The following is a 17,359-nucleotide window of genomic DNA, read 5'->3' as shown; positions in this document are numbered from 1 at the left end:
GAAGAATTCCCCGTCGTGAACATGAGAGACTGCTACGCGGCTTCGCCCCCGCAGGCAGCAAGGAAGGTGGGACGGCTTGTCCAGGAGTACCGACCGCGCCATACGAAACCGCCTCGGTGTCACCCCGGATGCCGGGGCCTGGTGCACGATCGGCACAATCCCCAGGCCTCCCGAAGATGTGTACGCGGCCGCCGGATCCGGTGCCCTTCGCCTGGCGTTCAGGGGGCCGCTCGGTGTGCTCGGCGTCGTACTGGCCGCCCCCCCTGATGGCGGTTGTGGCCCTACTCGGCCTCCTCGCGTCGGGCGAGGAGGCGCTCAAGCGCATGTTGTCGACGAAGGCGGAGCGCGAACGTGCGCGCGCGACGGACCTCGAAGCCGAGCGACGTGGCGCGGCAATCATCGAGCAGCGCCTCGACCAGACCTTCGACGGCAACTGGAACGGCACGGCAGCCGGATTCCTGCTGCGCTGGTACAGCCACTCCACCCACCACCAACGGTTCGTCCTGCTCGCCGAGGGGCGCATCCTCCTGGCCGCACCGCCCAAGCGGGTGTCGGTCCGCAGGGAGCAGCGCATGCGCGTCGTCGCCGAGATTCCCGCCGGAGAGGCGGTTCTCGAAGACCCTCTGCTCGGCGCGTTCGAGACCGACAAGCTCCGCATTCGCTTTCCCGACGGTTCGTGGCTGGCCTTGACCACGGAGGAGTTGCGCAGCGACCTGCACATGTACGTGATGCGCAACCCTCCGCACCAGTGAGCCCTACGACGGCTCGTTGCGAATCGGGGCGCAGCAGGGCGGGTGCGGTGGAGAGCGCCGCACGCCCCACCACACCCGCGAAGGCACGACAGCCCCAGCGTCACTTCGGCCTGGCGGCGCGCTCCAGATCGGTGTCCACGTTCTCGTAGGCCTCCTTGGCCTTCGTCAGGAAGTCGGACAGGCCGTGCAGGCCATGGATGGTCCTCACCGCGCCCTTGGCGAATTCCTTCATGGACTCTTCGTAGGCTCCAGAGGCCTTCTGCGTGGTGAAGCCGTGCTCCACCAGGGACTTGACCCGCTTCTCGACCGAGTTGATCTTGTCCTCGAGGTGGTCCATGTCCTTGAGGAGATCCGTCGCGGTCTTCTCCATCTCGGCATAGGTGAGATCTGCGTCCTTGCCGCTCTTGCCGCCCATAAGGACTTCCTCCCGTTCGGTTCGCCGCAGGGACTGCCCCCGTGGCGCGTTGCCGCGAACGAACCGGCTGCGCCTGCCGGTTGCTGCCGATCGAAACGTCCGCGTTGGGCAAAGATCCTACGGGTGTGGGTCGTTGGGAGACAGCGCGGCAGTTGGTGACCGGTGAACTGTGGACATCCTGTTGCACTGGTGAACCACGGGACGGCTAAGGTCGCTTGCACTGTGTTCTGCGCTCCGGGGGCGGCCCGAGCACTGCGAGGAGGACGAACGTGCGCCTGAGTCTGACCGTCGTCGACCCGCTCAGCGGCACCAGCGCCGACGTGATCCTCGACGCTGATCCGGAGTCGTCGGTCGGCGATATCACCCGGGAGTTGGCCGAACACGTCGGGCTCCACAGCAGTACGCAGATCGTCTCTCTCGCAGGACACCACCAAGAGGCCGGCCACAGCTTCGGCGAGGCACCACCGGCGTACGTCGACGGCCGTCCCCTCGACCCGGCAGCCACCGTCGTCGGGTCGCCGCTGCGGGAGGGCGCCGTCGTCAGCCTGCACGATCCGGCGGGCTGCCTGCTCGGAGAACCGAGTGGAGTCGTCGAGTTCCGGGTGACCGGTGGACCGGGGGCGGGTGCCGTGCACCGGCTCGGCGTAGGGCGGTACGAAATCGGCAGCGGCGCCACCGCGCACCTGCGCATCAACGATCCCGAACTGGCTCACCGTGCCGCGACGTTGTCCCTCTCCATCGATGGCACCTGCCAGGTCACCCTGCATACGGAGGCGGGTGCCAAAGGTGGAGGGAAGGGCGGCAAGGAGGACCCCGCCCGCCCGAGCGCGGCACCGTCTTCCGCCCGGCTCGACAGTGAGGACTTCGACGGCGGCAACTGGCCCCTCGGCGCACAACTCGCTCTCGGCAACAGCCTGTTGGAGATCACCCGGTACAGCCTGCCCGACGCGGCCCTGAAGTGGTCGGACGACGGAGCCGGGCTTGACTACAACAGGCCTCCGCGACTACGCCCGGCCGAACGCAGGACACAGTTCCGGCTGCCCTCGCCGCCCGGCGAGTACGAGGCGCGTCCGCTGCCGTGGCTCATGGCGCTGATGCCGCTGGTCGGTGCCGTGGTCTCGGTCATGGTGTTCGGCCGCTGGTACTACCTGATCATGGCCGTGATGAGCCCACTGATGCTCGTCGCTAACTACTTCGTGGACAAGAAGCAGGGGCGCAAGTCCCATACGAAGCAGGTCAAGGAGTACAAGGAGCACAAGGAGCGGATCGAGAAGGAGGCCCGGGAGGCGCTGCGCATCGAGCGACTTGACCGGCGCGACGCCATCCCGGATCCCGCCGCCGTACTCAACTTCGCCACGGGCCCCCGTACCCGCCTGTGGGAGCGTCGGCGCACCGACGCCGACCATCTGCTCGTCCGTGTCGGCACCGGTCGTATCCCGTCCGAGGTGGTGCTGGACGATCCGAAGCAGGACGATCACAAACGCGAGGTCACCTGGCATATCGAGGATTCACCGGTCGCGCTGCCGCTGAGGGACCTCGGAGTCGTCGGTATCGCCGGACCCGGCGACTGTGCGCAGGCGCTGGGCAGGTGGGTCGTGGCCCAGACGGCGGTCCTGCACAGCCCCATGGACGTCCAGTTCTACGTCCTCACCGAGAACGACGCGCATCCGCGCTGGGACTGGGTGCGCTGGCTGCCGCACACCCGTCCCTCGGGCGGCCAGGACGTCAACGTACTGATCGGGACCGACTCCGAGACCGTCAGCGCACGTGTCGGCGAGCTGACCCGGTTGCTGGACGCCCGGCAGAAGGCGCTCAAGGAGAGCGGCCGTCGCGGTGGCGGACCTGCCTTCTCCGACCCGGACATCGTGGTGGTCTGGGACGGCTCCCGTCGGCTGCGCTCGCTGCCCGGGGTGGTAAGGCTGCTGCGCGAGGGGCCGGACGTCTCCTTGTACGCGATCTGCCTCGACACGGAGGAACGGTTCCTGCCGGGCGAATGCCAGGCCGTCGTGCTTGCCGAGCCACGTCGTACCGACGACAGCACAGGCGCTTCCCCCACCGCCACGGAAGCGGTCGTCGGTGGCTTCCCCTCCTTCCAGGCCTGGCACCGGACGGCACAGCAGACCCAGGCCACCGAGCAGGTCCTCCAGTTGCGGCTGCGGGTGGAGCAGGCCGGCGCCCCGCGCAGGCAGGACATCCGGCCCGACTTCGTGTCGTCGGCCTGGTGCGCCCGGGTGTCCCGCGCGCTGTCCCCGCTGCGTGACATCAGCGGCGAGGCCGAGGGCTCCGCCCTGCCCGCCGCGAGCCGACTGCTCGACGTACTGCAGTTGGAACCGCCGACGGGGGACGGAATCGTCGCGCGATGGCGGGCGGGCGGCCAGTCGACGATGGCGGTGATCGGCGAGTCGTACGACGGCCCGTTCGGCATCGATCTCCGGCGCGACGGGCCGCACGGTCTGATCGCCGGTACGACCGGTTCCGGCAAGTCGGAACTCCTGCAGACCATCGTGGCAGCCCTCGCCGTGGCCAACACCCCCGAGAACATGACGTTCGTGCTCGTCGACTACAAGGGCGGTTCGGCGTTCAAGGACTGTGTGAAGCTGCCGCACACCGTCGGCATGGTCACCGACCTCGACGCACACCTCGTGGAGCGTGCCCTCGAATCGCTGGGCGCGGAGTTGAAGCGACGCGAGCACATCCTGGCTGCCGCCGACGCCAAGGACATCGAGGACTACCAGGACCTGGTCCGCCGGGACCCGTCGCACGAGGCCGTGCCCCGGCTGCTCCTCGTCATCGACGAGTTCGCGTCCATGGTGCGCGACCTGCCCGACTTCGTCACGGGTCTGGTCAATATCGCCCAACGAGGCCGGTCGCTGGGCATCCACCTGCTGCTGGCCACCCAGCGCCCGAGCGGCGTCGTCTCTCCAGAGATCCGGGCCAACACCAACTTGCGTATCGCGCTGCGGGTGACGGATGCCGGTGAATCCAGCGACGTCATCGACGCGCCCGAGGCCGGGCACATCTCCAAGGGCACTCCGGGGCGTGCGTACGTCCGCCTGGGTCACGCCTCCCTGATCCCCTTCCAGTCCGGCCGGGTCGGTGGCCGCCGCCCGGGCGCGGCCGACCCGCGGTCACTGGCACCCTGGGCCGGTCCACTGCCCTGGGCGGAACTGGGGCGCGCGGCGCTGCAGAAGCCCAAGTCCGAGGCGCGCGAGGACGACGAGATCACCGACCTCAAGGTGCTGGTGGACGCCGTACGTGAGGCGAACCACGCCCTCGGGATCCCCGCTCAGCACTCCCCCTGGCTGCCCGCCCTCGAGGAGACCCTGCTCCTCGACGACCTCCCGGCCGTACGAGCCCAGGGAGCACTGCCCGCCGCCCCGTACGGCATGGAGGACATCCCCGCCGACCAGGCCCGGCGCCCGGTGGCCGTGGACTTCGCCACCTTCGGGCATCTGCTCGTCGCCGGTGCGCCGCGCACCGGCCGCTCGCAATTGCTGCGCACCATCGCCGGTTCGCTGGCCCGTACGCACTCCTGTGCCGACGTCCACTTGTACGGCATCGACTGCGGCAACGGCGCCCTCAACGCGCTGGCCCGGCTGCCGCACTGTGGCGCGGTCGTCGGGCGCAACCAACTCGAGCGGGTCGTCCGGCTCGTCACCCGGCTGACCGGCGAACTCAACCGGCGCCAGGACCTGCTCGCCGAGAAGGGCTTCGCCGACATCGGCGAGCAGCGAGCCGCGGTCGCAGAGGACGAGCGGCTGCCGCACATCGTGCTGCTCCTCGACCGCTGGGAGGGCTGGCTCCCCACACTGGGCGAGTACGACCACGGAGACCTTACCGACCAGCTCTTCGCGATGATGCGCGAGGGCGCGAGCGTGGGCCTGCACGTCGTGATCACCGGTGACCGTCAGCTTCTGACGGGGCGGATCTCCTCGCTGACGGAGGACAAATACGGTCTGCGGCTGTCGGACCGCGGCGACTTCTCGATGCTGGACATCAACTCCCGCAAGGTTCCCGAGGAGATCGCGCCAGGCCGGGCCTTTCGCGCGGAGACCGCCGCGGAGACGCAGTTCGCGCTGCTCTCCCAGGACACCACCGGTCAGGGCCAGGGAGCCGCGCTGATCGCCATCGGCGACGCGGCGGCGGCCCGGGACACGGACGCGCCGCGCGCTCGGCGGCCCTTCCGGGTCGACGTCCTGCCCGGCCGGATCTCGTTCGCCGATGCGTGGGCCATGCGCGAACCGACCACCGACACCGCCCCGCTGTGGGCCCTGGCGGGTGTCGGCGGCGACGAACTCACCGCGTTCGGCCCCGACCTCGCCCAGGGGGTCCCGGTGTTCGTCATCGGCGGTCCGGCCAAGTCGGGTCGCAGCACCGTGCTGCTGAACTTCGCGCGCTCCTACCTCACTCACGGCGTACGCCTGGTCGTCGCAGCGCCACGCCAGTCACCGTTGCGCCAACTGGATGGCCAGGAAGGCGTGTTGCGGGTCTTCACCGGACGCGACATCGACGAGGACGAGCTGGAGGAGGTCCTCGGGTCGGCCTCGACCGAGCAGCCGATCGTAGTCCTGGTCGACGACGCGGAGGTACTGGACGACTGCGACGCGGAGGATGTGTTCAAGCGCATCATCGAGCGTGGCGGCGAAGAGGGCTTGGCCGTCGTCATCGCGGGTGACGAGGAAGAGATCTGCGACGGCTTCTCCGGATGGCAGGTCGACGCGAAGAAGGCCCGCCGAGGCATCCTGCTCTCGCCGCAGGACTCCTCCGCGGGCGAGCTGATCGGCATCCGCACGACACGGAGCATGGTCGGCGGGCCCATCACGCCGGGCAAGGGGATGCTGCACCTGGGCGGCGGAGAGCACATCACGGTCACGACGCCGGTGTGAGGCAGACTCCTTACTTGATCTTCGCCAACCGGGCTGTCGGGTTCCCCGCCTCCCTGTTCTCCATGGTGAACTCGAGCGCGGCGCCGTCGGGAGTCAGCCGTACGGCGTGTCTGCCCTTCGTGCACACGGCGCGGTTGGTCGCCTTGGCCACGCTCGTCGCGACGAGCCGGGTCTTCGTGGCTCTGTCCAGGACGAGTACGTTCTCGCAGACGCCGCCGAGCTGGTCGGTCTGCCGCATTGTGCCCAACTCCTCGCCCACAGCGGCCCGGTGGACGGTGACCCGGAACGTGCCCGAAGGAAGCGTGCCCCTGAGGGCCTTCGCCGCGCCCTCCCAGGTACCGAGGTAGGCCGCGGGAACGTCACCGGCGGCATCCCGACTGCTGCCGGGCTGCGGGGAGGCGGGGTGTGCCGCCTGATCCGAAGAGCCGTCGCCGAACAGCCCGGTCATGAACGCCGAGCCGACCGTGACGGCGGCCAGCGCTCCCGCGACCGCCAGCGCGACCGTGCAGCTCACCCGGCGCCCCCGCCCGCCCGCTCCCGGACCGGAGGTCGCGGCCATGCTCACGGAGAGCTTCCCGGGCCCGCCGTCGGTGGGAGGCGTGGTGGGGCCGGGCATGTCGGGTGGTCGGCCGAAGACCCCGGCGGGTGCCGGGCCGAAGCCTTCCGGAACCGGGGCCGAGCCAGAACCCCCATCGGCGGGCGTCCAGGCCTCCGCCCCCGTCGACACCCTGCTGAACCCCACCGGTCCCGACGGCGTCGTCTCCACCGTCTCCAGGTTCAGGAGCTGTACGGCACTGCGGCTGACCTGTTCCACCAACCGGCCCGGCAACCAGCCGCCCGCCACCAGACGGGCCGCGCCCTGCGGGGCCAGCCGGGCCGCCATCTGAGCCGGAGTGGGCCGCGCCGCCGGGTCCTTGGTCAGGCACGCGGCCACCAGATCCCGTATCTCGCCGTCCAGCGCCCCGAGTTCGGGCTCTTCGTGGACCACCTGGTACAGCAGCGCCGCGGACGAGTCACCGGGGAAGGGAGAGTTCCCGGTCGCCGCGTACGCCAGCACGGCGCCGAGCGAGAAGACATCGGCCGCGCCCGTGACGCCCTTGCCGAGGATCTGCTCGGGGGCCATATAGCCGGGCGAGCCGATGGACGCGCCCGTGGAGGTCAGCGACGCCGTGCCGTCGATGGCCCGCGCGATGCCGAAGTCGATGAGGAGCGGGCCGTCCAGGGTCAGCAGCACATTGGACGGCTTCACGTCCCGGTGCACCAGCCCCAGACCGTGCACCGCCGCGAGCGCCTCCGCGAGACCCGCGCCCAGGGTCCGTACCGCGTGTTCGGGCAACGGACCGCCGTCCGCGACAGCGCCTGCCAGCGAGGGACCGGCCGCGTACCCGCTCGCCACCCAGGGCACCGCGGCCTCCGGGTCCGCGTCCAGGACCGGCGCGGTCCACGCGCCGCCGACCCGCCGCGCGGCCTCCACCTCGCGGTGGAAGCGGGCACGGAACTCCTCGTCCAGCGCGAGGTGCGGATGCACGACCTTGACCGCGACCGTGCGCCCACCGGCACTGCGCCCCAGATAGACGCGGCCCATCCCACCGGAACCGAGCCTGCCGAGCAGCCGGTAGGGCCCCACCGCGGTGGGCTCACCGGCCTCGAGCGGCTGCATGACTCCCCCTTCCCTCCCGGGGCGTGTCGCGAAAGTCCCTACGCCGCACGCCCTCAGCAGGGTATGCCCACGCTCTGAACTCCCGTACGACGGGAGGGGCTTCGGCTACCCGCTGTGATCGCCGTATCGTTGCTGCGCATGTGGCCAGGAGAGCAGCCGCCGGGGGACGGGCAGAGCCCACAGTCGTCCGGGGCCGGACAGCCGTCGAATCCGTACCAGCAACCGGGGTATCACCAGCAGAACCCGTACCAGCGGCAGCCGCCCCCGTGGAACGCGCCGACCCAGCCGTCCGGTGGGCCCGTGCCTCCGCCGCCGAAGGGTGACGGGAAGCGCACCAGGACCATCGCCGCCGTGGCGGCGGCCGTCGTGGTCGCCGCGGGCGTGACCGGCTACGCCGTGATCGGGAACGGCGGGGACGACAAACCGGGGCCTGCACCCACTAACACCGCTTCTCCGACGCGGAGTTCGCACAACTCTCGCAACAAGGAGCCGGACGCCCCCACGATCGACGGCTGGAAGGTCGTGGTGAACGCGGACGCGGGCGTCGCCTTCGACGTCCCGCCGCAGTGGGCGCTCAAGTCCCCCGGCTGGGTCACCTACGTCGCCGCCGACGACGACCCCGACGACAAGCCGCTGATCGCGGTGCGCGCCCCCGCGTTCCTGAAGGAGCAGTGGTGCTCCTCGGACGAGGACAAGGACGGCACTCGGGACTACTCGCCGCTGGCCATGGCCGGTACCAAGGTCAACGGCGGCACTCACACCACCGAGGAGACAGCCACCGCCGACGCAAAAACCTGGGTCTACGGGCAATACACCCAGCCGGACAAGGCGAAGGTGCAGTCGGGCACCGCGGAGCCGTTCACCGCGACGTCCGGCCTCAAGGGCAGTCTGGGGAGCGCCTGGTCCGCCGGTGTGAAGCAGACCAAGAAGTGCGATACGAACGGCAAGGCATGGACCTTCGCCTTCAAGAACGCCAAGGGAGAGCTGTCCTCCTGGTCGTTCGTCGGCGTCAAGGGCGTGTCCGAGGAGGTGTCGGACGCCACGGTGCGGAAAATCGCCTCCACCGTACGGCTGTACAAGGACCCGACCATCTCCTGAAGTCCGAACTGCCCCACCGCGCGGGGAGGGTGGCGCAGCACCCTCCCCGACTGCCTTACGGCTGGAGGAGCTTGACGTTCACGTCCGACGGCACCCCGGCCGTCTCGCCGACCCGCCGGGCGAACTCGGTGACCGCCGCCAACTGGTGGGCGCCGAAGCGGAAGTCGAGCGTCGTGAAGTACTTCTCCAGGACCTGCTCGTCGAAGTCCTCCCAACGGGCCGCCTGTTCCGCGACCTTGTGGACCTCCTCCAGGGAGAGGTTGCGGGAGGCCAGGAAGGACTCGTGCACCTTGCGGGTGATGACCGGCTCGCGCTCCAGGTAGTCGCGCCGGGCCGCCCACACCGCGAAGACGAACGGCAGCCCCGTCCACTCCTTCCACAGCGTGCCGAGGTCATGCACCTGGAGGCCGTAGCGGGGCCCGTCGATCATGTTGGCGCGCAGGGCGGCGTCGCCGATCAGCACCGCCGCCTCCGCCTCCCGCATCATCAGACCGAGGTCGGGCGGGCAGGTGAAGTAGTCGGGCTTCACCCCGTAGCGCTCGGCGAGCAGCAACTGGGCGAGCAGCACGGACGTGCGCGAGGTGGAGCCCAGGGCGACCCGGGCGCCGTCGAGGCGGTCCAGCGGCACCTGGGAGACGATCACACAGGACATCACCGGGCCGTCGCAGCCGACGGCGATGTCCGGGAAGGCGACCAACTCGTCCGCGTTCCTGAGGAACTCGACCAGGCTGATGGGCGCGACGTCGAGTTCGCCCCGCACCAGCATGTCGTTGAGCTTGTCGGGGGTGTCCTTGGTCAGCTCGAAGTCCAGCAGCGTTCCGGTCCTCGCGAGCCCCCAGTACAGGGGCATGCAGTTCAGGAACTGGATGTGGCCTACGCGTGGCCGGGTGCGAGAATTGTCCACATCGCGAGACTAGACCCCATGCGGTACGGTGCTGGCCCCAGGGCCCGTATGCGGCGCCCGTAAGCGGCTTCGGACGACCCCGTATGCGGTCCCCGGACGACCCCCGGAATCCCGGTGTCCATTTCTAGGACTACGATGAGACATCTGTCGTCAATCCGGCTCGCCGCATGTTCAAACATCCGGGTGACGTGATCTTGAGCGCTATTGCTTTCGGCTGCCTGCGTGCTAGGCTCGCCGCAAGTTGCAGTTTGGTTTCCTTGCAGTACAGAGCCTGCGGAGCATGTAACCGCGGGCTCTCGTCGTTTTCAGACATATGCAGTGCGGGCGCTCAGTTTTCACACTTGCAGGTTCTGGAGCAGGGCAACCCTTTGGGCCCAAGGAGGGCTTATGGCTACCGGAACCGTGAAGTGGTTCAACGCCGAAAAGGGCTTTGGTTTCATCGCCCAGGAAGGCGGCGGCCCCGACGTCTTCGTCCACTACTCCGCGATCAACGCGAACGGTTTCCGCTCGCTCGAGGAGAACCAGCAGGTGAGCTTCGACGTGACGCAGGGCCCCAAGGGTCCGCAGGCGGAGAACGTCACGGCCATCTGAGTCCTCGGTCTCGGACTTCGGTCTTCGGTTCCAGGCCTTCGGGCTCACCGGGCCTCGCGCTCACGAGCCTGATGCTTTGATCCGGACGGACAGCAGTACCCAAGGAGCCCCACGCGCCCCGGCGCAGGGGGCTCCTGCTTTTTGCCCGCCCCCACCCCATACACCCCGCCCCGCCCCCCTACACGTGCTGCATGATCAGCACCAGCACGGTCCCGGGCGCCAGCGCCTCGTACGCGTGCGGTACGTCTCCCCGGTACGCCATGTAGTCCCCGGGCCCCAGCTCCACCTGCTCGCCGCGCGGCCCCGCGAGCACCCGGCCCGCGCTCACCACCATGTGCTCCATCGAGCCCGGGATATGCGGCTCCGACGCCCGTACCGACCCCGGCTCCAGCCGGATGCGATAGATGTCCCGGCGGGCGCCCGGCGGGCTCGCCGAGAGCAGCGTCGCCGCGTAGCTGGCCTGCTCGGAGTGCACCGCCGGGCCCTCGCCCGCCCGGATCACCTGCACCGCCGGGGCCGGTGGCTCGACCAGCGCGCTGAACGGCACACCGAGCGCCACCCCGAGCGCCCACAGCGTCTCCACGCTGGGGTTGCCGCTCGCCGCCTCCAACTGGGACAGCGTGGACTTCGCGATGCCGGCCCGCTTGGCCAGCTCGGAGAGGGAGAGCCCGGCGCGGGCGCGCTCGCGGCGCAGGGCGGCGGCGATCCAGTCGAGGGGGAGCCGGGCCGGAGGGGACACGGTCGCGTCGTCGGTCATGCTGTTCGCTCCATCGGTCCGATCGTTCGCCTTGACGAACAGGTGGGTCGCTATCCATTGTAAGGAACATGCGTTCGCCGTACCGAACAGCACCGCCCGCGGTGCTCGACCGTTCCCTGCTCCGTGATGTGTCACTCGTCTGCCTCGCCAGTGGAGTGGTCGGCGTCTCCTTCGGCGCGATCGCCGTCGCGGGCGGGCTGCCCGTGTGGGTGCCGGTGGTGATGTCCCTGGTGGTGTACGCGGGCTCGGCGCAGTTCAGCGCCGTGGGCATCCTGCTGGCCGGGGGCGGACCGGTGGCCGCGGCGGCCACGGGGCTGCTGCTGAACACCCGTACGGCGGCATTCAGCCTCGCCGTGGCGGACGTACTCGGCGACCGGGGCCGGCTGGCCCGGTTCGCGGGCGCGCATCTGGTGACCGACGAGACGGCCGCCTTCGCCCTGGCCCAGCGGGACCCGGCACGGCGCCGGGCGGCGTTCTGGATCTCGGGGATCGGGCTGTTCGCGGTGTGGAACCTGTGCGTGCTCGGCGGCGCGCTGGCCGGGGGCGCGCTCGGCGACACCGCCCGGTTCGGCCTGGACGCCGCCTTCCCCGCCGTCCTCGTCGCCCTGGTCCTGCCCGCCGTACGCGAGGACGCGGGCGTACGGCGGGCCGCGCTGCTCGGCTGCGCGGTCGCGCTGGCGGTGACGCCGTTCGTACCGGTCGGGGTGCCCGTACTGCTGGCCCTCACGGGGCTTCTCGCCCTCGGGAGGCGGGCATGACGGCCATGGTCGCGGCGATCCTCGCCCTCGCCGTCGGGACGTACGCCTTCCGGCTGGTGGGCCCGTTGCTGCACGGCCGCGTCCAACTGCCGGACCACGTCCAGCGGTTGCTGTCGGCGGGTGCGGTGGTACTGCTGGTCGCCCTGCTGGCCACGGGCGCGCTCACCGAGGCGGGCGGCTTCGCGGGATGGGCGCGCCCGGCGGGGGTGTTGACGGGCGGGGTCCTGGCGTGGCGCCGGGCGCCGTTCGTGGTGGTGGTCCTGGGCGCGGCGATCACCACGGCACTGCTGCGGGCGGCCGGGGTGAGCTAGGGCCTGTTGCGAAAGTCCCGCCTGCCTGGCGGCGTCCGGCACGGCACCTCGCCGCGTTGTCGGGTCGCCCGCGTACATCCAGTACGCGGGCGACCCTCCGCCTTGCGATGCACCGCACCGGACGCCGCCAGGCCCGCCCTCCGGGCGAACGACGGGACTTTCGCAACAGGCCCTAGCACCCCGGCCACCACCACGGGCTCTACCAGGTCACGGGCAGTTCGATCGGGAAGCGGCGGATCGTCTCCGTGTCCCAGCGCACCTCCTGCGGCGGGATCGCCAGCCGGAGACCGGGGAAGCGCTCCAGCAACAGGCCGATGGCCACTTCGAGTTCGGCCATGGCCAGGGGGACGGCGATACAGCGGTGGCCGCCCCAGCCGAAGGTCATGTGCGGCGCGCCCGCCCGGTCGGGGTCGATGGTGTGCGGCTCCGGGTAGCGCTCCGGGTCGCGGTTCGCCGTCAGATAGGAGACATGGACGAAGTCGCCCGCCCGGATGCGTACGCCGTCCATCTCCACGTCCTCCCGAGCGACCCGGGGGATACCGACACCCTTGCGGAAGGGGATGTAGCGGAGCAGTTCGTTCAGGACGTCCGTCAGGGTCTCGGGGCGTTGCCTGAGGTGTTCCATCAACTCGGGTCGGGTCAGGAGGAGATAGGCGATGTTACTGATCTGGCAGGTGGCCGTGTCCTGACCGCTGAGCGTCAACGTCAGTGCCATGACCGCGAGTTCCTCGTCGCTGAACGTGTCGTCGCCCTCCTTGGCGGCGGCCAGCGCGCTGATCAGGTCCTTCCCGGGGGAGCGCCGCCGCTGCTCGACCAAGTCGAGGAAGTAGGCGCGCAGTTCGGCCTTGGCCGCCGCGGCGGTGTGGCGGCTGTCCGGTCCGGTGGCGAGCAACTGGTGGACGTACTCCTGCATCCGGGGCCAGTCGGACCGGGGGATGCTGAGCAGGTCGAAGATGGTCTGCTGGGGGAACGGGTTCGACAGATGCCGGACGAGGTCCGCGGGCTGGTCCTGCGCGGCCATCTCGTCCAGCAGGGTGTCCGCCAGACCGGCGATCGTGTGCCGCATCTCCTCCACATGCCGCGGGGTGAAGGCCTGCGACGCCAGATGCCGCAGCCGGCTGCTGTGCGGCGGGTCCATCACGTTGATCGACTCCGGGGAGACGATGGGCTCCGGTGTCAGCCGCGGGTAGTCGGACCCGATGATCCCCGCCCGGCTGAACCGCTGGTCGGTGGTCACCTGGCGTACCCCCTCGAACCCGGTGACCAGCCAGGCGTCGGCCTCGCCGTACGGCAGCCGGATCCGGGTGAGGGACTCGCGGGCCATGAGCGCCGCGAGCGAGGGGTCGAACTCCAGCGCCTCGCTGAAGTCGAACGGGCACGTGATCGCTTCCTTGCCAGGTTTCATCGCACGGTTCTCCTTTCCAGCCGCCTTCACTGCTCCATACGCCTGACGAGATGGAAGCACGCAGCGCAGCACACGCTCGCCCCGCACCGCCACCGCAGGGGCCAGGTGGGCTAGCGGTCGTTTGCGATCGAGTGAGACGGTGGGGCGAGTGGAAGCGGGACCTGGACAAGCGGGTGCCGGGGCAGGGGGCTTCGATGAGTCACGACCGTGTCGTTCTTCGTCGGTCGCCCGCGCTCGCCCCGCTGCTCGCCCGCGGCGCCCTCCGCTCGCCCCTCAGGCGCCCCCGGCCCGACGCCCGCTTCCCCCGCACCCGCCTCGTGCTGCCCGGGGTGCGGATCGATCCCGCCCGGCTCGCCGCCTACGAACGTGTCTGCGCGTTCCCCACCGGCGTCGACACGCTTCCCCTCACCTATCCGCACGTCCTCGGCTTCCCGCTCGCCATGCGGATCATGACGGGACGGGGGTTCCCGCTCCCTCTTCTCGGGCTCGTGCACACGTCCGTAGAGATCACCCAGCGGCAGGGGCTCCTCCCGCACGACGCGTACGAACTCACGGTGTACGTCGCCGAGTTGCGGCCGCATCGGCGCGGCACGGAGGCGGTCGTCGTCACCGAGGCCCGTACCGGGGAGCGGCTCGTATGGGAGTCGGCCAGCACCTATCTCGCCCGGCACCGCGGCGGCTCGGCCCCCTCCCCCGCGTCACCCGCCGAGGATCACGCCCCCTTGCCCGCGCTCGCCGAGTGGCGGCTCGCGGCGGATGTCGGGCGGCGGTACGCGACCGCGTCCGGGGACCGGAACCCGATTCATCTGCACCCGGTCACCGCGCGGCTCTTCGGCTTCCCCGGCGCCATCGCGCACGGGATGTGGAGTCTCGCCCGATGTCTGGCCGAGCGACCGGCCCGCGCCGCCGTGCGTCTTCGCGCCGAGTTCAGGGCGCCCGTGCCGCTTCCGGGAACGGTGACGTACGCGGCCGACGGGGACCGTTTCGCGCTACGCGGCGGGAAGCGGCTTCACCTCGTCGGCACGGTCGTCACGACGTCTGACCCTGCGTCCTGACGGTGTCGTCCGCCACGTCCTCCTGGGAACGGTTGGCCTCGAGGTTGGCCTTCACACGCTCGACCTTGTCGGCGATCTGCTCGGAGGCCCGGTCCCGCTCGCCACGCAGCACCACGAAGCTGATCGGGGCCGAGACCAGCAGGGAGAGCAGGACGATCCACAGACCGTTGGAGTCACCGAGGCCGCGCGGGGCGAGGCCCGAGTAGACAAGGCCCGCAACGACCATGAGGCAGCCCGCGAAGACACCGAGGCGCATCAACGTGTAGCGGAGCATGTCACACCACTCTTTCGTTCCGGACAGGCCCAAAGGACACCATCCAGTGAAACACGACCGGCCCACCGATCTTGCAGGGGGGTTGGGCCCGGACGTGTCACCCCAGCGGCAGCAGCATCACGATCTCGTCGCGGTCGTCCCCGTCCGCCACCCGGACCGCGCCGGGCACCCGGCCGACCTCCTTGTAGCCGCAGGAGGCGTAGAACCGCTCCAGGCCGTGGCCGCCCCGGCAGGTGAGCCGTATCGCGTCGATGCCCTCGCAGCCGCGGGCCGCGTCCGCCGCCGCGGCCATCAGGTCCCGGCCATAGCCCTTGCCCTGGTGCCGCGGATGCACCATCACCGTGTAGAGCCACAGCCAGTGCGCCGCCATCCGGTCGGTGTTGAAGGTGAGGAAGGCGGTGGCGGCCACCTTGTGCTCCTCGTCGTACCCGACGAGCAGCCGGGCGCGCCCCTCGGCCATCACCGCGAGCTGCCGGACGAGGCTCGGGCGTATCTCCTCGCGCGTGACCGGCGGGACGAAGCCCACGGCGCCGCCCGCGTTGGACGTGTCGGTCCACAGGTCGAGGATGTCGTCGTGCAGGGCCGGGGTCATGGACGGATCGAGCGCAAAGGTAAGAGGCACAGACCGATGTTATCCATTACACCCTCGGCGCCTCAAGACCTTGCTCCCCCTCCGCCTCCTGTGCCGCTCCCGTACACGCGACAGGCCCCGGCCGGAGCCGGGGCCTGTCATGAAGCGGTACGGGGTGGCGGAAGGCTCAGAGGCGCATGGGCTGCGGCTCGTCCCGGCGGGCCGGGTCCGCGCCCTCGTACTCGCGGATGATCTCGTAGCGGGTGTTGCGCTCCACCGGGCGGAAGCCCGCGTCACGGATCAGGTCGAGCAGGTCCTCGCGGGTCAGCTTGTTCGGCGTGCCGTAGTTGTCCGCGTCGTGCGTGATCTTGTACTCGACGACCGAGCCGTCCATGTCGTCGGCGCCGTGCTGGAGGGCCAGTTGCGCGGTCTGTACGCCGTGCATCACCCAGAAGACCTTGACGTGGGGGACGTTGTCGAACAGCAGCCGCGAGACCGCGAAGGTCTTCAGGGCCTCGGCGCCGGTCGCCATCGTGGTGCGCGCCTGAAGGCGGTTGCGGACCTTGCCGTCCTTCATGTCCACGAAGTCGTGCTGGTAGCGCAGCGGGATGAAGACCTGGAAGCCGCCGGTCTCGTCCTGGAGTTCACGCAGCCGCAGCACGTGGTCCACGCGGTGGCGAGGCTCCTCGATGTGCCCGTAGAGCATGGTGCACGGGGTCTTCAGACCCTTCTCGTGCGCCAGGCGGTGGATGCGCGACCAGTCTTCCCAGTGGGTCCTGTGGTCGACGATGTGCTGCCGGACCTCCCAGTCGAAGATCTCGGCGCCACCGCCGGTCAGCGACTCCAGGCCCGCGTCGATCAGCTCGTCGAGGATCTCGGAGGCCGTAAGGCCCGAGATCGTCTCGAAGTGGTGGATCTCCGTGGCCGTGAACGCCTTCAGCGAGACGCCCGGCAGCGCGGCCTTCAACTCCCGCAGCGAGCGCGGGTAGTAGCGCCACGGCAGGTTCGGGTGCAGGCCGTTGACGATGTGCAGTTCGGTGAGGTTCTCCGACTCCATCGCCGTGGCGAGCCGGACCGCCTCCTCGATGCGCATCGTGTACGCGTCCTTCTCGCCCGGCTTGCGCTGGAAGGAGCAGTAGGCGCAGGAGGCGGTGCACACGTTCGTCATGTTGAGGTGACGGTTGACGTTGAAGTGGACGACGTCACCGTTCTTACGGGTCCGCACCTCGTGCGCGAGGCCGCCCAGCCAGGCCAGGTCGTCCGACTCGTACAGCGCGATGCCGTCCTCGCGGGTCAGCCGCTCACCGGCCCGGACCTTGTCCTCCAGCTCGCGCTTGAGCCCGACATCCATCCTTCTACCTCTCCCTGCCGACAACTTCGCCCCACCGTACTCTGCCGCCCGCGGGCGGCCGGTGCCGCCACAGATCGTCGCTTCCCGCCGCCGCTACTCGGGCTCGGGCAGCTCGCCGACGCGGTTCTCCCACTTCGTGGAGAGCACGATCGTCGTCCGCGTACGGGAGACGCCCTGGGTTCCCGACAGCCGGCGGATGGTCTTCTCCAGGCCGTCCACGTCGTCCGCGCGCACCTTGAGCATGAAGGAGTCGTCACCGGCGATGAACCAGCAGTCCTCGATCTCCTGAAGGTGCTTCAGGCGCTGGGCCACGTCCTCGTGGTCGGCGTCGTCGGAGAGCGAGATGCCGATGAGGGCGGTCACGCCGAGGCCGAGAGAGGCGGCGTCCACCGTGGCGCGGTAGCCCGTGATGACGCCGGCCGCCTCCAGGCGGTTGATGCGGTCGGTGACGCTGGGCCCGGAGAGGCCGACCAGTCGGCCGAGTTCGGCATAGGAGGCCCTGCCGTTCTCCCGTAGGGCCTGGATGAGCTGCCTGTCAACGGCATCCATAGATCCGAAGCCTTTCATTGTT

General features: G+C 70.1%; 16 protein-coding genes. 7 read left to right on the top strand and 9 right to left on the bottom strand.

All coding sequences use genetic code 11. The annotated features are described in order from the left end of the window. Window positions 1-200 precede the first annotated feature (200 nt). Complete coding sequence (locus ACZ60T_RS30705; RefSeq protein WP_469668887.1) at window positions 201-752, top strand: hypothetical protein; 552 nt, start codon at window positions 201-203, stop codon at window positions 750-752. A 100-nt stretch (window positions 753-852) separates the two neighbouring features. Here the strand turns inward: ACZ60T_RS30705 and ACZ60T_RS30700 are convergent, their stop codons facing one another. Then, on the bottom strand, window positions 853-1,167 hold the full coding sequence (locus ACZ60T_RS30700) for a WXG100 family type VII secretion target (protein ID WP_469668886.1): 315 nt from the start codon (window positions 1,165-1,167) through the stop codon (window positions 853-855). A 269-nt stretch (window positions 1,168-1,436) separates the two neighbouring features. Here ACZ60T_RS30700 and ACZ60T_RS30695 point away from each other — a divergent pair, with 269 nt between their 5' ends. Next, on the top strand, window positions 1,437-6,053 hold the full coding sequence (locus ACZ60T_RS30695) for an FtsK/SpoIIIE domain-containing protein (RefSeq protein WP_469668884.1): 4,617 nt from the start codon (window positions 1,437-1,439) through the stop codon (window positions 6,051-6,053). 10 nt (window positions 6,054-6,063) lie between these two features. Here the strand turns inward: ACZ60T_RS30695 and ACZ60T_RS30690 are convergent, their stop codons facing one another. Continuing rightward, window positions 6,064-7,713 (bottom strand): protein kinase domain-containing protein, encoded by a 1,650-nt coding sequence (locus tag ACZ60T_RS30690; RefSeq protein ID WP_469668883.1) that lies wholly within the window; start codon window positions 7,711-7,713, stop codon window positions 6,064-6,066. Window positions 7,714-7,851: 138 nt separating this feature from the next. Here ACZ60T_RS30690 and ACZ60T_RS30685 point away from each other — a divergent pair, with 138 nt between their 5' ends. Beyond that, window positions 7,852-8,811 carry a DUF8017 domain-containing protein gene (locus ACZ60T_RS30685; RefSeq protein WP_469668882.1) on the top strand — a complete coding sequence of 320 codons (960 nt, stop codon included), beginning with the start codon at window positions 7,852-7,854 and terminating at the stop codon, window positions 8,809-8,811. A gap of 55 nt (window positions 8,812-8,866) precedes the next feature. On the opposite strand, the gene ACZ60T_RS30680 is transcribed toward ACZ60T_RS30685, so the two are convergent. Continuing rightward, complete coding sequence (locus ACZ60T_RS30680; RefSeq protein ID WP_469668881.1) at window positions 8,867-9,715, bottom strand: menaquinone biosynthetic enzyme MqnA/MqnD family protein; 849 nt, start codon at window positions 9,713-9,715, stop codon at window positions 8,867-8,869. 387 nt (window positions 9,716-10,102) lie between these two features. Between ACZ60T_RS30680 and ACZ60T_RS30675 the strand changes: the two genes are divergently transcribed. Then, window positions 10,103-10,306 (top strand): cold-shock protein, encoded by a 204-nt coding sequence (locus tag ACZ60T_RS30675; protein WP_043442843.1) that lies wholly within the window; start codon window positions 10,103-10,105, stop codon window positions 10,304-10,306. A gap of 178 nt (window positions 10,307-10,484) precedes the next feature. Here ACZ60T_RS30675 and ACZ60T_RS30670 read toward each other — a convergent pair whose 3' ends face one another. Further along, window positions 10,485-11,063 (bottom strand): helix-turn-helix domain-containing protein, encoded by a 579-nt coding sequence (locus ACZ60T_RS30670; RefSeq protein WP_469668880.1) that lies wholly within the window; start codon window positions 11,061-11,063, stop codon window positions 10,485-10,487. A 68-nt stretch (window positions 11,064-11,131) separates the two neighbouring features. Here ACZ60T_RS30670 and ACZ60T_RS30665 point away from each other — a divergent pair, with 68 nt between their 5' ends. Both ACZ60T_RS30665 and ACZ60T_RS30660 read left to right on the top strand, forming a co-directional pair. After that, on the top strand, window positions 11,132-11,821 hold the full coding sequence (locus tag ACZ60T_RS30665; RefSeq protein WP_469668879.1) for an AzlC family ABC transporter permease: 690 nt from the start codon (window positions 11,132-11,134) through the stop codon (window positions 11,819-11,821). Beyond that, window positions 11,818-12,132, top strand: a complete 315-nt coding sequence (locus tag ACZ60T_RS30660) for an AzlD domain-containing protein (protein WP_469668878.1) — start codon at window positions 11,818-11,820, stop codon at window positions 12,130-12,132. The genes ACZ60T_RS30665 and ACZ60T_RS30660 overlap by 4 nt, the downstream gene beginning before the upstream one ends. 199 nt (window positions 12,133-12,331) lie before the next feature. On the opposite strand, the gene ACZ60T_RS30655 is transcribed toward ACZ60T_RS30660, so the two are convergent. After that, entirely contained in the window at window positions 12,332-13,537 is a 1,206-nt protein-coding gene (locus ACZ60T_RS30655; protein ID WP_469668877.1) for a cytochrome P450, read from the bottom strand. A gap of 194 nt (window positions 13,538-13,731) precedes the next feature. On the opposite strand from ACZ60T_RS30655, the gene ACZ60T_RS30650 reads away from it, so the two are divergent. Continuing rightward, window positions 13,732-14,592 (top strand): MaoC/PaaZ C-terminal domain-containing protein, encoded by an 861-nt coding sequence (locus ACZ60T_RS30650; protein ID WP_469668876.1) that lies wholly within the window; start codon window positions 13,732-13,734, stop codon window positions 14,590-14,592. On the opposite strand, the gene ACZ60T_RS30645 is transcribed toward ACZ60T_RS30650, so the two are convergent. The 4 genes from ACZ60T_RS30645 to ACZ60T_RS30630 all read right to left on the bottom strand — a co-directional run bounded on the left by ACZ60T_RS30645 (window position 14,567) and on the right by ACZ60T_RS30630 (window position 17,337). Continuing rightward, entirely contained in the window at window positions 14,567-14,866 is a 300-nt protein-coding gene (locus tag ACZ60T_RS30645) for a DUF4229 domain-containing protein (protein ID WP_365633614.1), read from the bottom strand. The genes ACZ60T_RS30650 and ACZ60T_RS30645 overlap by 26 nt on opposite strands. 97 nt (window positions 14,867-14,963) lie before the next feature. Then, window positions 14,964-15,488, bottom strand: coding sequence for a GNAT family N-acetyltransferase (locus ACZ60T_RS30640; protein ID WP_365633617.1), 525 nt, complete (start codon window positions 15,486-15,488; stop codon window positions 14,964-14,966). 136 nt (window positions 15,489-15,624) lie between these two features. Then, window positions 15,625-16,788 carry an aminofutalosine synthase MqnE gene (gene mqnE, locus ACZ60T_RS30635; protein WP_365633620.1) on the bottom strand — a complete coding sequence of 388 codons (1,164 nt, stop codon included), beginning with the start codon at window positions 16,786-16,788 and terminating at the stop codon, window positions 15,625-15,627. Between the two features lie 93 nt (window positions 16,789-16,881). Beyond that, complete coding sequence (locus ACZ60T_RS30630; protein ID WP_365633623.1) at window positions 16,882-17,337, bottom strand: Lrp/AsnC family transcriptional regulator; 456 nt, start codon at window positions 17,335-17,337, stop codon at window positions 16,882-16,884. Window positions 17,338-17,359: the final 22 nt, after the last annotated feature.

Source organism: Streptomyces sp. NPDC104371 (assembly GCF_055583785.1).
Note: the sequence above shows the minus strand (reverse complement) of the source record. Positions and strands in the feature narration are given on the sequence as shown.

Coding starts and splice junctions, on each gene's coding strand:
- ACZ60T_RS30685 (WP_469668882.1), top strand. CDS start 7,852: ATGTGGCCAGGAGAGCAGCCGCCGGGGGACGGGCAGAGCCCACAGTCG.
- ACZ60T_RS30650 (WP_469668876.1), top strand. CDS start 13,732: ATGAGTCACGACCGTGTCGTTCTTCGTCGGTCGCCCGCGCTCGCCCCG.
- ACZ60T_RS30630 (WP_365633623.1), bottom strand. CDS start 17,337: ATGGATGCCGTTGACAGGCAGCTCATCCAGGCCCTACGGGAGAACGGC.
- ACZ60T_RS30665 (WP_469668879.1), top strand. CDS start 11,132: ATGCGTTCGCCGTACCGAACAGCACCGCCCGCGGTGCTCGACCGTTCC.
- ACZ60T_RS30655 (WP_469668877.1), bottom strand. CDS start 13,537: ATGAAACCTGGCAAGGAAGCGATCACGTGCCCGTTCGACTTCAGCGAG.
- ACZ60T_RS30645 (WP_365633614.1), bottom strand. CDS start 14,866: ATGCTCCGCTACACGTTGATGCGCCTCGGTGTCTTCGCGGGCTGCCTC.
- ACZ60T_RS30690 (WP_469668883.1), bottom strand. CDS start 7,713: ATGCAGCCGCTCGAGGCCGGTGAGCCCACCGCGGTGGGGCCCTACCGG.
- ACZ60T_RS30670 (WP_469668880.1), bottom strand. CDS start 11,063: ATGACCGACGACGCGACCGTGTCCCCTCCGGCCCGGCTCCCCCTCGAC.
- ACZ60T_RS30660 (WP_469668878.1), top strand. CDS start 11,818: ATGACGGCCATGGTCGCGGCGATCCTCGCCCTCGCCGTCGGGACGTAC.
- ACZ60T_RS30700 (WP_469668886.1), bottom strand. CDS start 1,167: ATGGGCGGCAAGAGCGGCAAGGACGCAGATCTCACCTATGCCGAGATG.
- ACZ60T_RS30675 (WP_043442843.1), top strand. CDS start 10,103: ATGGCTACCGGAACCGTGAAGTGGTTCAACGCCGAAAAGGGCTTTGGT.
- mqnE (WP_365633620.1), bottom strand. CDS start 16,788: ATGGATGTCGGGCTCAAGCGCGAGCTGGAGGACAAGGTCCGGGCCGGT.